This is a genomic window from Stutzerimonas sp. 21-1, assembly GCF_056336065.1.
Genome location: NZ_CM150500.1, coordinates 3,057,876 through 3,071,005, shown reverse-complemented (window position 1 = coordinate 3,071,005; position 13,130 = coordinate 3,057,876). Strand labels below are relative to the sequence as shown.

The 13,130-nt window shown below is 68.7% G+C and carries 11 protein-coding genes; all 11 read right to left on the bottom strand.

The window, feature by feature from the left end:
• Positions 1–148 precede the first annotated feature (148 nt).
• The 11 genes from AC0ZJQ_RS14925 to AC0ZJQ_RS14875 all read right to left on the bottom strand — a co-directional run bounded on the left by AC0ZJQ_RS14925 (position 149) and on the right by AC0ZJQ_RS14875 (position 13,069).
• Positions 149–1,843: a tannase/feruloyl esterase family alpha/beta hydrolase gene (locus AC0ZJQ_RS14925; RefSeq protein ID WP_476476862.1), complete on the bottom strand. Its 1,695-nt coding sequence runs from the start codon at positions 1,841–1,843 to the stop codon at positions 149–151.
• Between the two features lie 269 nt (positions 1,844–2,112).
• Positions 2,113–2,511, bottom strand: a complete 399-nt coding sequence (locus AC0ZJQ_RS14920; protein ID WP_476476861.1) for a DoxX family protein — start codon at positions 2,509–2,511, stop codon at positions 2,113–2,115.
• 84 nt (positions 2,512–2,595) lie between these two features.
• A complete protein-coding gene (locus AC0ZJQ_RS14915) occupies positions 2,596–4,095 on the bottom strand; it encodes a sigma-54 interaction domain-containing protein (RefSeq protein WP_476476860.1) in 1,500 nt (499 codons plus the stop codon).
• A 317-nt stretch (positions 4,096–4,412) separates the two neighbouring features.
• Positions 4,413–4,811, bottom strand: coding sequence for a MerR family transcriptional regulator (locus tag AC0ZJQ_RS14910; RefSeq protein WP_008567072.1), 399 nt, complete (start codon positions 4,809–4,811; stop codon positions 4,413–4,415).
• Between the two features lie 69 nt (positions 4,812–4,880).
• The gene (locus AC0ZJQ_RS14905) at positions 4,881–6,062 is read right to left on the bottom strand and encodes an acetyl-CoA C-acetyltransferase (protein ID WP_476476859.1); all 1,182 of its coding nucleotides are present in this window, start codon (positions 6,060–6,062) and stop codon (positions 4,881–4,883) included.
• 160 nt (positions 6,063–6,222) lie between these two features.
• Entirely contained in the window at positions 6,223–6,852 is a 630-nt protein-coding gene (locus AC0ZJQ_RS14900; RefSeq protein WP_476476858.1) for a CoA transferase subunit B, read from the bottom strand.
• A 4-nt stretch (positions 6,853–6,856) separates the two neighbouring features.
• Positions 6,857–7,552, bottom strand: a complete 696-nt coding sequence (locus AC0ZJQ_RS14895; protein WP_476476857.1) for a CoA transferase subunit A — start codon at positions 7,550–7,552, stop codon at positions 6,857–6,859.
• A gap of 83 nt (positions 7,553–7,635) precedes the next feature.
• Entirely contained in the window at positions 7,636–8,535 is a 900-nt protein-coding gene (locus AC0ZJQ_RS14890; protein WP_476476856.1) for a hydroxymethylglutaryl-CoA lyase, read from the bottom strand.
• 161 nt (positions 8,536–8,696) lie between these two features.
• A complete protein-coding gene (locus AC0ZJQ_RS14885) occupies positions 8,697–10,607 on the bottom strand; it encodes an acetyl/propionyl/methylcrotonyl-CoA carboxylase subunit alpha (RefSeq protein ID WP_476476855.1) in 1,911 nt (636 codons plus the stop codon).
• A complete protein-coding gene (locus tag AC0ZJQ_RS14880) occupies positions 10,604–11,404 on the bottom strand; it encodes a gamma-carboxygeranoyl-CoA hydratase (RefSeq protein WP_476476854.1) in 801 nt (266 codons plus the stop codon). The genes AC0ZJQ_RS14885 and AC0ZJQ_RS14880 overlap by 4 nt, the downstream gene beginning before the upstream one ends.
• A 57-nt stretch (positions 11,405–11,461) precedes the next feature.
• The gene (locus tag AC0ZJQ_RS14875; protein WP_476476853.1) at positions 11,462–13,069 is read right to left on the bottom strand and encodes a carboxyl transferase domain-containing protein; all 1,608 of its coding nucleotides are present in this window, start codon (positions 13,067–13,069) and stop codon (positions 11,462–11,464) included.
• Positions 13,070–13,130 lie beyond the last annotated feature (61 nt).

The following is a 13,130-nucleotide window of genomic DNA, read 5'->3' as shown; positions in this document are numbered from 1 at the left end:
CGTGGTTTGGATTCGGGCATGCGGGCGGTGCGCAGAGCGTCCAGTTCGGCGGACATGTTCAGCGTCGGATCGATGCGGGCGGTGGGTGTCCAGCAGGGCGGACTGGGTGGCGGCAGCGCGCACGACGCTGCCGCCACCTGATCCCGGCTCAGCGGGCGTTCACGCAGACGAAGCTGGAGGCGGCATCGACGGCCCCCTTGCCGACGTACTTCGGCCAGCCCGGGTACTCGCACAGTGGGCGGGTGCGACCCGGCACGCCGACGCTGTCAGCGACGATCTGGCGGCGCGGGGCGATGCCGCGCTCGACCCAGTTCTCCAACGCGGTAAGCGAGTCCCAGGCGGCATTGAATACAGTGCTGGCGGCATGGCTGTAGCCGGGGATCTCGTAGTAGCGCATGAACTGACGCGTCCTGCCCGGTCCCATGTCGCGGCGGATGCGCTGGTAGTACTCGGCGCTGGCGCGGGTGCTGACCAGTTGATCGGAGGTGCCATGGGCCATGAGCAGCTTGCCGCCGTTGTTGGCGAAGGCGGAAAGATCGGTCTCGTTGACGTCCTGGCGCAGCGACAGCTCGCTGATGCGCGCTAGCCAGGGGCCGGGGTTCTGCGGATCGAGGGTCAGCGAGTTGAAGGTGGGGTTGCGCGTCACGAAGTGGCGCACCCATTCGTCCCAGAAGCCGGCGTGGTAAGGCGCGCCATCGGCGAAGCCGGTGCCGTGCACGGGCATCGGGTAGGTCGGTTGCAGGGTGTTGAGGCCCAGTCGGTTGACCACCAGCTGCACGCCGTCGCCCGGTCGGCCGAGATCGGTGCCCCAGGTGTTGAAGCCCGGGTAATGGGTCTCGCCGCTGGCCAGCGGGAAATCGAAGCGGATCGGCGTGTTGAATACCCGCAATGCGTGGATCTGCGCGTCCGACAGGCAGCGCGGCGAGCTGCTGGTGCCGTCCGGGCAGCGCAGGGGGCGGCCGTCGAGTTTGGCGCGGGCCGGGTCGAAACGCGCGTTGCAGGCGGCTTGATGGCTGATCACGCGGTCGCGTACGCCATCCAGTCCGTCACAGGCCTGCATCGCCGCTTCCAGCAATGCGGCGCGCTGCTCCAGGCTGGGGAAGGCGCCGGGCGCGGCGAGCGCACGGGTGATGCGGCCGAACTGCAGATCCAGCGCCAGTGCGTTGTAGGCGGGGTAGAGGGCGATCACGCCGTGGAAGTCGGTCGGCCACTGCTGCGCCACGGCCAGTGCCTCGCGCCCGCCGGTAGAGCCGCCGGCGAAGTAGCTGCGCTCGGGGGCCGTGCCGTAGCGCTGGCGGATCAGGTAGACGGCGGCATCGCGAGTCTTCTTCAGCGCGTCGTGGGCGTAGTTGGCCAGGGCCTCGTCGCTCCAGGCAAAGCCGCCGGGGCTGAGCGGATCGAAGGCGTGCCCGGAGTCGCTGCCGAACACCGCATAGCGGCGGCCGAGCGGCGTGGGCTGGTCCAGCGGGCCGGCGGGGACATTGCCGACGACGTTCGGCAGGGTGCCGTTGTAGCCGCCACCGCCGAGCATCAGCGCCTTGTGATTCCACTGCTCGGGCAGCGCCAGGCGCATGCGGATGGGCGGTGCCGCCCGGTCGATGGGGCGAATTTCGGCGCTGATGTCGCAATAGGCGCCGAAGGTCTGCGGTGCACTGCCGCCGGCCGCCACGGCGTTGGCCGCAACGACCTGCGCGCCCCGCGTGGGCAGGCCGATGGCTTCGGCCGGTATTTCGCTGCCGAGCAGCGAGGCGCAGTCGGCGGCATGCGTCGGACTGGCAAACCACAGGGCGAGCGCCAGCGGGGTGAGGCGCCGGATCGAGGCGATGACGGGATGAACGATCATGCGAGGCTTCCTTCTTGTTGTTGTCGGACGAAGCGCGCCGCAGCGGTGTCGGGCCGCTCAAGTTGGCGCTACGCCGCTCAAGCCAGCGTCATGCCAGCGCCGCGCATGGCGCGCGGCAACGCGACGGCCGGTCGCTGATGGAGCGCCAGCCGCTCTAAGTCGGGGGCAAAGGAAGAATCGGAGAAGGGCCTGCCATCAGGAAGTGGCAGGCCGGGGCAGTGGAAAATGTCCGGCGCGCTGGAAGGTGTCTGCGCCGCTGGACAGTCGCGCTAGTTGAAGCGTCCGCTGGTTCCGCCGACGCTGAAACGCCCAGCGCCGAGCAGCAGGACGGCCACCGCGCCGAACAGGAACATCGCCTGCAGTTCGAGCGCCCAGCCGCCGGTGGGGGCTAGCGTGAACAGCTCGGCCCGGTGCGCCAGCAGCAGGGCGAAGAGCATGTTGCCGGCAATCAGCAGGGCGCCGGCGCGCGTGTACAGACCGACGATCACCAGCAGCGGGCCGATCACCTCGCCCAGATAGACGCCATAGGCGATCGCGGCGGGCAGGCCGAGGCCGGTGACCATGCCGACGATGCCATCCACGCCGTTGGCCAGTTTCGACATGCCATGCAGTAGCATCAGCACGCCCAGCGCGAGGCGCAGTACCAGCTTGCCGGTGTCTTCAATCATCGTGGTCGCTCCCGAGCGGTGACGGGTATCGCCACCCTGAGAGAACGATAGATCAGGCAAGACACGCGTGCGTGACGCCGCCGCTCAGCGCTGGCTGAGGCCGTGCTGAGCGAGCTTGCTGTAGAAGCTGGCGCGGGAGATGCCCAGCTCCATGGCGGCGCGCCGGCGATTGCCCTGGCAGGCGCGCAAGGCGCTTTGCAGTGCACGGCGTTCGGCGTGGGCGAGCGTCTGCGCGAGCGGTTGCAGCGGCACGTCCTCGTCCACGCTGGCCGGCTCGCTCGGGACGGCGGGCCGACTGCTCACCACGGGAACAGCACTGCCGGCCGGGCTCGCCTGTTCGCCGAGCAGCGGCAGCAGGTGCTCGACCTCCAGTTGCGAACCGTCGGTACACAGTTGCGCGCGTTCCAGCAGGTTGCCCAGCTCACGCACGTTGCCGCGCCACGCTTGCGCGCAGAGCAGCGCCAGCGCCTGCGGGCTGAGCTCCATCGGCGGCTGCCCGGAGCGGTTGGCGATGTCGTCGAGCAGGTGTTCGATCACCGCGGGAATGTCACCGCTGCGCTCGCGCAACGGCGGCACCCGCAGCGCCAGCACATTGAGGCGGTAATACAGATCGTCGCGGAACTGCCCGGCGGCGACCTTGGCTTCCAGATCGATATGCGTGGCGGCGATCACCCGCACGTTGAGTGCCTTGACCTGGTTGGAACCCAGCGGTTCGACTTCCTGTTCCTGCAGCACGCGCAGCAGCTTGGCCTGCAGCGACAGCGGCAGGTCGCCGATCTCGTCGAGGAACAGCGTGCCGCCGTTGGCCACCTCGAACTTGCCGATGCGCGCCTTGCGGTCGGCGCCGGTGAAGGCACCGGGTGCGGTGCCGAACAGTTCGGCCTCGACCAGCGTCTCCGGGATCGCCGCGACGTTGACCGCGACGAACGGCCCGCGCGCGCGCGGCGAGAGGTTGTGGATGCCCTGGGCCAGCAGTTCCTTGCCGGTGCCGGTCTCGCCGCGCAGCAGTACGGTGGCGTCGAGCTGCGCGGCGCGCCGGGCCTGGCGCTTGATCTCGCTGGCGGCCGGGCTGTTGCCGATGAAGCCGGCGATGGTGTAGCGCGCCCGGCGGGCCTTGGCCAGTTCGTTCTGGGTGGCGAGCAGCTGCGTCTGCAGGCTGGTGTATTTGGCCATCAGCGGCTTGAGATGCCGGGCGCGGTCGAACAGCACGAAGCCCAGCGCGCCGACCAGAGTGCCGTCCTCGTCGCGCAGCGGGATGCGGGTGACGACGAAATGCTCGCCGCCGAAGGCCATCAGGTCGAGCATGCTCGGCTGGCCGCTTTCCATCACTTCGCGCAGACGGCTGGCCGGCAGCACCTGCTCGACCTCCAGGCCGAGCACGCTGGCGGGGTCGCGGATGCCGATCTTCTCGGCGTACTTGTCGTTGATCCAGACGATGCGCGCTTGCCGGTTGACCGCGATGGTGCCTTCGCACTGGGCGTTGAGGTGGTCGAACAGCAGCGGCATGGCCAGCATGCGGAAGCGTTCCGGGGATACGCCGACGATGAGGCCATGTTGATCGAGTACGTCGCGGGCAATGCTCATGGCGGATCGGTTCTCTCTGCAGCCATTATTGGAATGCCCGTCTGATGCGGGCGGCAGTCAGCGAAACTCGGCGCGGGCGTGCGGACATCACCCGGGTGCGCCACGGCAGACATGTGTCGTGGGAAAGATCGTTTGCAGATAGCGTGCCTATGCCGCTTCGCTTGGCTGCGAGCGTTAGGACCGTGCCTTTCCGGCCGAGTTGCCCAAGGGTGTCCGCAAAGCCGTACACCGGCAAGATGGACTGTCCAGTTTTCTGGAATGAGTTCTTGGATTCTGGACTGGTCGGGATGCAGGGCTGGCCGCGGCCGAACGCGTCCTCAGCCGGCCGGCTGCTTCGCCAGTGTGCTCTGCAGCGCGCTGCGGCAGCGCTCCTCGGCGGTGTCCAGCTCCAGCTGCATCTGCTGGATGTCGAGCAGTTGCTGCTCCAGCTGCTGGCGGCGCTCGGCGATCATCTGCAGCATGATGTTCAGCTGTTTCTGGTTGCCGGCCTTGGGGTCGTAGAGCTCGATCAGCGTCTTGCATTCGGCCAGCGAGAAGCCGATGCGCTTGCCGCGCAGGATCAGCTTCAGCGTGACGCGATCCTTGGGCGTGTAGATGCGCTCCTGGCCGCGGCGGGTCGGGGTGAGCATGCCCTGTTCTTCGTAGAAGCGGATGGCGCGGGTGGTGATGTCCAGCTCGTTGGCCAGGTCGGAAATGCTGTAGGTCTGTTTAGCCATGCTCGTTCTCGATGTCCGGTCGCGCTCGTCCGCACCGGTGCGCGGTGCGAACGAGGGATGACGTGCCGCTCAGGGGCGTTCGATGGCCAGCGCCACGCCCTGGCCGCCACCGATGCACAGCGTCGCCAGGCCTTTCTTCACGTCGCGGCGCTGCATCTCGTGCAGCAGGGTCACCAGGATACGGCAGCCCGAGGCACCAATCGGATGGCCGAGAGCGATGGCGCCGCCGTTGACGTTGACCTTGGCGGCATCCCAGCCCAGTTCCTTGCCGACCGACAGCGCCTGCACGGCGAAGGCTTCGTTGGCCTCGATCAGGTCCAGTTCGTCCAGCGACCAGCCGGCTTTCTCCAGGCAGCGGCGGGTGGCGGTAACCGGGCCGATGCCCATGATCGCCGGATCGACGCCGGCATTGGCGTAGCCGGCGATCTTCGCCAGCACCGGCAGGCCGAGCGCCTGGGCCTTGGCGGCGCTCATCAGCACCACCGCGGCGGCGCCGTCGTTGAGGGTCGAGGCGTTGCCGGCGGTGACGCTGCCGTCCTTCTTGAACGCGGCGCGCAGGCCGCCGAGGGATTCGGCGGTGGTGCCGGCGCGCGGCTGCTCGTCACGCGCGAAGGCGAGCGGGTCGCCCTTGCGCTGGGGAATCATGACCGGGGTGATCTCGGCATCGAAGCGGCCGCTCTCGATGGCGGCGGCGGCACGCTGCTGCGACTGTGCGGCGAAGGCGTCCTGCTGGGCGCGATCGATGCCGTACTTGTCGGCCAGGTTCTCCGCGGTGATGCCCATGTGGTAGTCGTTGAAGGCGTCCCACAGACCGTCGGTGATCATGCTGTCGATCATCTGTGCGTGGCCCATGCGCAGACCGGTGCGCGCGCCGGGCATGACGTAGGGCGCCTGGCTCATGTTCTCCATGCCGCCGGCGATGACCACCTCGGCATCGCCGCAGCGGATCGCCTGCACGGCCAGATGCAGTGCCTTGAGGCCCGAGCCGCAGACCTTGTTGAGGGTCATGGCCGGTACGGCATGCGGCAAGCCGGCCTTGATCGCGGCCTGGCGCGCGGTGTTCTGCCCGGCGCCGGCGGTCAGCACGTGGCCGAGGATGACTTCATCGACCTGGGCCGGCTCAAGCCCGGTTTTCTCCAGCAGGGCGCGGATCACGATGGCGCCCAGTTCGACCGCCGGCACATTGGCCAGCGTGCCCTGGAAACTGCCGATGGCGGTGCGGGTTGCAGCTACGATGACGACGTCTTGCATGACGAACTCCAGATCGGAAATGGCGTTGCCGCGACGCAATGCAGCGGGCGCGTTCGACGGCGAGTATACGGTCGCGCAGGTGACTGGCCAGTGCTGGCGCCAGTCCCCGGCGTGGCACGCGATGCCGGGCGGTGGGCGCCGGGCATTGCGCGCGTGCGGTTCAGCGCTGGATCGGGCAGCCGGTGGCCTGCTGCAACGCCTCGAAGCTGACGCCCTCGGCCAGCTCGACCAGCTTCAGGCTCTGCTCGGTGACGTCCAGCACGGCGAGGTCGGTGATGATCCGGTCGACCACGCCGACGCCGGTCAGCGGCAGGTCGCACGCCGGTAGGATCTTGTGCGCATCGCCCTTGGCGGTGTGCTCCATCAGCACCACCACGCGCTTGACGCCGGCCACCAGGTCCATCGCGCCACCCATGCCCTTGACCATCTTGCCGGGGATCATCCAGTTGGCCAGGTCGCCTTTTTCCGACACCTGCATGGCGCCGAGAATCGCGAGGTTGATGTGGCCGCCACGGATCATCGCGAAGCTCTGCGCGTTGTCGAAGAAGCTCGAGCCGGGCAGGGCGGTGACGGTCTGCTTGCCGGCGTTGATCAGGTCCGGGTCGATCTCTTCCTCGCTGGGGAAGGGGCCGATGCCGAGCAGGCCGTTTTCGCTCTGCAGCCAGACGTCCATGCCTTCGGGGATGTAGTTGGCGACCAGGGTCGGCAGGCCGATGCCGAGGTTGACGTAGAAGCCGTCCTGCAGCTCGGCGGCGGCGCGTTGCGCCATCTGTTCACGTGTCCAGGCCATGGTCTCAGCTCCTCACCGTGCGTTTTTCGATGCGTTTTTCCGGGTTGGGGTTGTGCACGATGCGTTGCACGTAGATACCCGGCAGGTGGATCTGGTCCGGGTCCAGCTCGCCGGTCTCGACGATCTCCTCCACCTCGACGACGCAGACCTTGCCGGCCATCGCTGCCAGCGGGTTGAAGTTGCGCGCGGTCTTGCGAAACAGCAGGTTGCCGGCCTTGTCGGCCTTCCATGCCTTGACCAGCGCGACGTCGGCGGTCAGCGATTCCTCCATCACGTACCACTCGCCGTTGAACTGGCGGGTCTCCTTGCCTTCGGCGACCAGGGTGCCGTAGCCGGTCCTGGTGTAGAACGCCGGAATGCCCGCGCCGCCGGCGCGCAGCTTCTCGGCCAGGGTGCCCTGCGGGGTGAATTCCAGCTGCAGCTCGCCGGCCAGGTACTGGCGCTCGAACTCTTTGTTCTCGCCCACGTAGGAGGAAATCATCTTGCTGATCTGCCGCGTTTCCAGCAGCAGGCCGAGGCCGAAGCCGTCGACGCCGGCGTTGTTGCTGATGGCGGTAAGGTTCTTCTTCCCGGAGTCGCGCAAGGCAGCGATCAATGCTTCGGGGATGCCGCACAGGCCAAAGCCGCCGACGGCCAGCGTCATGCCGTCCTCGACCAGGCCTTCCAGGGCGTGGGCGGCGCTGGGGTAGAGCTTGTTCATGAAATACCTCTACTTATTGTTGTGTCCGTGCCCGCGGCTGAACCGGCCACGGGGTGAATGCGTCAATGCAACAACGATGCCGATCAGCCTGCATGGCGGGCGCGTGCCACCCGCGAGCCGTTGACGCGGCCCAGCACGTGGCTGATGCGGTCGCCGGCGGCGATCAGCGCATCGAGGTCGATGCCGGTGGCTATGTCCAGCCCGTTGAACATGTACAGCACGTCCTCGCTGGCGACGTTGCCGCTGGCACCCTTGGCGTAGGGGCAGCCGCCGAGCCCGGCCACCGAGCTGTCGAACACGGCGATGCCTTCCAGCAGGCTGGCATAGATATTCGCCAGTGCCTGGCCGTAGGTGTCGTGGAAATGCCCGGCCAACCGTTCGCGCGGCAGTTCGCGGGCCACGGTATCGAACAGGGTGCGGGTCTTGCCCGGTGTGCCAGTGCCGATGGTGTCGCCCAGGGAAACCTCGTAGCAGCCCATGGCATACAGCTCGCGGGCCACTTCGGCGACCTTGGCTGGCGCCACTTCACCTTCGTAGGGGCAGCCGAGCACGCAGGACACGTAGCCGCGCACGCGGATGTCCTGATCGCGGGCAGCCTCCATCAAAGGCGCGAAGCGTGCGAGGCTCTCGGCGATGGAGCAGTTGATGTTCTTCTGCGAGAAGGCTTCGGACGCGGCGGCGAACACCGCGACTTCCCGCACCCCGGCTTCGATGGCCGCTTCCAGTCCCTTCAGGTTCGGCGTCAGAGCGGCATAGGTGACGCCGGCCTTGCGCTCGATCTGCGCGAACACCTCGGCCGAGCCGGCCATCTGCGGCACCCACTTGGGCGACACGAAGCTGCCGACCTCGATATAGGACAGGCCGGCGGCGCTCAGGTCGTTCACCAGGCGCACCTTGTCGGCCACGCTGATCGGCTGGCGCTCGTTCTGCAGACCGTCACGCGGGCCAACTTCGACCAGACGGACCTGTTTGGGCAGGCTCATATGTCCTCCAGGGGCGAGCGCGATTGGCGGGCTCGCCGGTTCATGTGTGTCAGCCGAGGCGTCCGGCTACCGGTGGAAAAGCCTGCGGCGTTTTCCACCCTACGGCCTTGCGTTCGTGCGTAGGGTGGACAACGGCGAAGCCTTGTCCACCTTTACAACCGTCAGGCCTCCTCCATCTCCAGCAGCACCGCGCCTTCGCTGACCATCTCGCCCTCGCTGCAGAACAGGCGCTTGACCACGCCGGCCTGGGCGCTGCGGATGCTGTGCTCCATCTTCATCGCCTCCAGCACGATCAGCGCGCTGCCGGCCTCGACCTGCTGCCCGGCCTCGACCAGCACGCGCACGATACTGCCGTTCATCGGCGCGGTCAGGCCGCCGTGCTGCTCGTGACTGGCCTCGGCTTCGGCGATCGGGTCGAAGGCGCGCACCGCCAGCCACTCGCCGTTCCATTGCAGATACAGCGCATCGCCCTGGCGGATCGCCCTGGGCGACCGGGCGTTCGACTGCTGCGCTGTCGGATCGACCGTCAACCGGCGGCTCTCGCCGTTGCACTGCAGGTGCAGGCTGATCCGCGCCGGCAGACCGAAGCGCAGCCCGTCGCGCCGGGACCACGGCGAATGCGCGTCGTCCTCGCGCACGCGGGCGCCGGCGTTGCGCACGAAACAGTCGGCCGCCTGCTGCCAGAAGGCCTCCGACAGCTCGCCGGCCGGGCGCAGCAGCTCGCGTTCGTGGCGCGGGATGAAGCCGGTGTCCAGCTCGGCCTCGGCGAAGGCGCGGTGGCCGACCACCCGGCGCAGGAACGCCAGGTTGGTGCGCACGCCGCCGACCGCGGTTTCGTCGAGCATGGCCAACAGGCGCAGGCGCGCCTCCTCGCGGTTCTCGCCCCAGGCGATCAGCTTGCCGAGCATCGGGTCGTAGAACGGCGACACCGTGTCGCCCTCGGCGACGCCGCTGTCCACGCGGCGGCCCGGGCCGGCGGCGGCTTCGCGGTACAGATCGAGGGTGCCGGTGGCGGGCAGGAAGTCGTTGTCCGGGTCCTCGGCGTACAGGCGCACCTCGATGGCGTGGCCGCGCAGCGGCACCTGTTCCTGGCGGATCGGCAGCGGCTCGCCCCGGGCGACGCGAATCTGCCAGGCCACCAGGTCCAGGCCGGTGATGGCCTCGGTGACCGGGTGCTCCACCTGCAGGCGGGTGTTCATTTCCGTGAAGAAGAAGTCGCCGCGCGCGTCCAGCAGGAATTCCACGGTGCCGGCGCCAACGTAGCCGATGGCCTGGGCGGCCTTCACCGCCGCTTCGCCCATGGCGCGGCGCAGCGCCGGGGTCATGCCGGGCGCCGGGGCCTCCTCGACCACCTTCTGGTGGCGACGCTGGATCGAGCAGTCGCGCTCGTTGAGGTACAGGCAGTTGCCGTGCTGGTCGGCGAATACCTGGATCTCCACGTGGCGCGGCTTGAGCACGTACTTCTCCACCAGCATGCGCGAATCGCCGAACGACGACTGCGCCTCGCGCTGCGCGGAGGCCAGCGCCTCGGCCAGGTCCGCCTCGCGCTCGACCACCTTCATGCCCTTGCCGCCGCCGCCGGCGGTGGCCTTGAGCAGCACCGGATAGCCGATCACCTCGGCGGCGGCGCGGAAGGTTTCCACGTCCTGTGCTTCGCCGTGGTAGCCCGGCACCAGCGGCACGCCGGCGGCTTCCATCAGCACCTTGGCCGCGGACTTGCTGCCCATGGCGTCGATGGCCGAGGCGGGCGGGCCGAGGAAGATCAGCCCGGCCTGCTCGATGGCGCGGGCGAACGCGGCGTTTTCCGAGAGAAAACCGTAGCCGGGGTGGATGGCCTGGGCGCCGCTGGCCTTGGCCGCCTCGATCAGCTTGTCGATGCGCAGGTAGCTGTCGGCCGGCTTGGCGCCGCCCAGGTCGATGCGGATGTCCGCCTCGCGGGCGTGCCGGGCGCTGGCGTCGACGGCGCTGTGCACGGCGACGGTGGTCAGGCCCAGGGCCTTGGCGGTGCGCATCACCCGGCAGGCGATCTCGCCACGGTTGGCCACCAGCAGGGTATCGATGGAACGGTTCATGGCTGGTTCTCCTGCCAGGCGGGGGTGCGTTTCTCCAGGAAGGCGCTCAGGCCCTCCTGGCCTTCCGGGCTGGTGCGCAGGCGGGCGATGGCCTGTTCGGTGGTCTGGCGCAGCGCGGCGTCGTAATCGCCATCGCCGACTTCCAGCAGCAGCGCCTTGCAGGCCTTGAGCGCCTGCGGGCTGTTGAGCAGCAGGTTGTCGACCCAGCGCTGGAGGGCTGCGTCCAGCTCGCCGGCCGGGTAGGTCTCGGCGAGCAGGCCGAGCTCGCGGGCGCGGGTGCCGTCGAAGCGCTCGGCGGTCAGCGCGTAGCGCCGCGCGGCGCGCTCGCCGATGGCCTTGACCACGAACGGGCTGATCACCGCCGGGGCCAGGCCGATGCGCACTTCCGACAGGCAGAACAGCGCGTCGCTGGCGCCGATGGCCATGTCGCAGCAGGCGATCAGTCCCAGCGCGCCGCCGAACGCCGCGCCCTGCACCACGGCCAGGGTCGGCTGCGGCAACTGGTGGAGACGCTCCATCAGCTCGCCGAGCTGGTGGGCGTCGTCCAGGTTGGCCTGGTAGTCGAGCCGCGCCGATTCGCGCATCCAGCCCAGGTCGGCGCCGGCGGAAAAGTGCTTGCCGCGCCCGCGCAGGATAAGGAAGCGGATGCCCGCATCGTCCTGCACCTGGGCCAGTGCTGCGTTCAGTTCGCCGATCACCTGGGCGTCGAAGGCATTGTTCTTGTCCGCGCGGTTGAGCCAGAGGGTGGCCACGCCGCGCGCGTCTTTGTTCAGTTCGATGGTCTGGAAATCGGTCATCTCGGCATCCTCGATGCGACTGCAGGCGCCGGCGCGCTCGGCTGCCGGCGGCACGGATTACATGCGGAACACGCCGAAGCGGGTCGGCTCGATCGGCGCGTTCAACGCGGCGGACAGCGCCAGCCCCAGCACCTCGCGGGTCTGCGCCGGGTCGATCACGCCGTCGTCCCACAGCCGCGCGCTGGAGTAATAGGGATGGCCCTGGCGCTCGTACTGCTCGAGGATCGGCTGCTTGATGGCCGCCACCTCGTCGTCGCCGAGGCGCTTGCCGGCGCGTTCGCTCTGCTCCTGCTTGACCTGGGCGAGCACGCCGGCGGCCTGTTCGCCACCCATCACGGCGATGCGCGCGTTGGGCCACATCCACAGGAAGCGCGGGTCGTAGGCGCGTCCGCACATGCCGTAGTTGCCGGCGCCGAAGCTGCCGCCGATCAGCACGGTGAACTTCGGCACCTGGGCGCAGGCCACCGCGGTGACCAGCTTGGCGCCATGCTTGGCAATGCCGCCGGCCTCGTACTTCTGGCCAACCATGAAGCCGGTGATGTTCTGCAGAAACAGCAGCGGCACGCCGCGCTGGCAGGCCAGTTCGATGAAGTGCGCGCCCTTCTGCGCGGCCTCGGAAAACAGGATGCCGTTGTTGGCGAGGATGGCGATCGGGTAGCCGTGCAGGTGGGCGAAGCCGCAGACCAGCGTGGTGCCGAACAGCGCCTTGAATTCATCGAATTCGCTGCCATCCACCAGCCGCGCGATCACTTCGCGCACGTCGTAGGGCTGCTTGGCCTGCGCCGGGATCACCCCGTACAGCTCCTCGGCCGCGTACAGCGGCGCGCGCGGCTCGCGGCTCTGCAGCTGGCCGAGCTTGCGCCAGTTGAGGTTGGCCACGCAGCGGCGGGCGAGGGCCAGCGCGTGCTCGTCGTTCTCGGCGTAGTGGTCGGCGACCCCGGAGGCCTTGCAGTGCACGTCGGCGCCGCCCAGTTCCTCGGCGGTCACCACCTCGCCGGTGGCGGCCTTCACCAGCGGCGGGCCGGCCAGGAAGATGGTCGCCTGGTTGCGCACCATGATGGTTTCGTCGGCCATCGCCGGCACATAGGCGCCGCCGGCGGTGCAGGAGCCCATCACCACGGCGATCTGCGGAATGCCCAGCGCGCTCAGGTTGGCCTGGTTGAAGAAGATGCGGCCGAAGTGCTCGCGGTCGGGGAACACCTCGTCCTGGCGCGGCAGGTTGGCGCCGCCGGAGTCCACCAGGTAGATGCACGGCAGGCGGTTCTCGCGGGCCACGGTCTGCGCGCGCAGGTGCTTCTTCACGGTCAGCGGGTAGTAGCTGCCGCCCTTCACGGTGGCGTCGTTGGCGATGATCATGCACTCGACGCCTTCGACGCGGCCGATGCCGGCGACCACGCCGGCGGCGGCGACGTCCTCGCCGTACACCTCATGGGCGGCCAGCGGCGCCAGTTCGAGGAAGGCCGAGCCGGTGTCGAGCAGCGTGTCGATGCGCGCGCGCACCAGCAGCTTGCAGCGCGACACATGGCGCTGCTGGGCGGTGGCGCCGCCGCCTTCGCTGACGCGGCCGAGCAGGGCGCGCAGGTCGTTCACCTGGTCGAGCATCGCCGCGCGGTTGGCGGCGAACTCCGGCGAGCGGGTATTGATCTGGGTATGCAGGATGGCCATGGTCGGCTCCGTTCATTCCGTCGTGGATGGCGCTGCGGTGGAAAACGCTTCGCGGTTTTCC

What these genes read in the sequence shown, in the direction of transcription:
- AC0ZJQ_RS14910 (WP_008567072.1), bottom strand. Translation starts at nt 4,811, where the DNA reads ATGGCTAAACAGACCTACAGCATTTCCGACCTGGCCAACGAGCTGGAC.
- AC0ZJQ_RS14890 (WP_476476856.1), bottom strand. Translation starts at nt 8,535, where the DNA reads ATGAGCCTGCCCAAACAGGTCCGTCTGGTCGAAGTTGGCCCGCGTGAC.
- AC0ZJQ_RS14880 (WP_476476854.1), bottom strand. Translation starts at nt 11,404, where the DNA reads ATGACCGATTTCCAGACCATCGAACTGAACAAAGACGCGCGCGGCGTG.
- AC0ZJQ_RS14885 (WP_476476855.1), bottom strand. Translation starts at nt 10,607, where the DNA reads ATGAACCGTTCCATCGATACCCTGCTGGTGGCCAACCGTGGCGAGATC.
- AC0ZJQ_RS14905 (WP_476476859.1), bottom strand. Translation starts at nt 6,062, where the DNA reads ATGCAAGACGTCGTCATCGTAGCTGCAACCCGCACCGCCATCGGCAGT.
- AC0ZJQ_RS14875 (WP_476476853.1), bottom strand. Translation starts at nt 13,069, where the DNA reads ATGGCCATCCTGCATACCCAGATCAATACCCGCTCGCCGGAGTTCGCC.
- AC0ZJQ_RS14900 (WP_476476858.1), bottom strand. Translation starts at nt 6,852, where the DNA reads ATGGCCTGGACACGTGAACAGATGGCGCAACGCGCCGCCGCCGAGCTG.
- AC0ZJQ_RS14915 (WP_476476860.1), bottom strand. Translation starts at nt 4,095, where the DNA reads ATGAGCATTGCCCGCGACGTACTCGATCAACATGGCCTCATCGTCGGC.
- AC0ZJQ_RS14895 (WP_476476857.1), bottom strand. Translation starts at nt 7,552, where the DNA reads ATGAACAAGCTCTACCCCAGCGCCGCCCACGCCCTGGAAGGCCTGGTC.
- AC0ZJQ_RS14920 (WP_476476861.1), bottom strand. Translation starts at nt 2,511, where the DNA reads ATGATTGAAGACACCGGCAAGCTGGTACTGCGCCTCGCGCTGGGCGTG.
- AC0ZJQ_RS14925 (WP_476476862.1), bottom strand. Translation starts at nt 1,843, where the DNA reads ATGATCGTTCATCCCGTCATCGCCTCGATCCGGCGCCTCACCCCGCTG.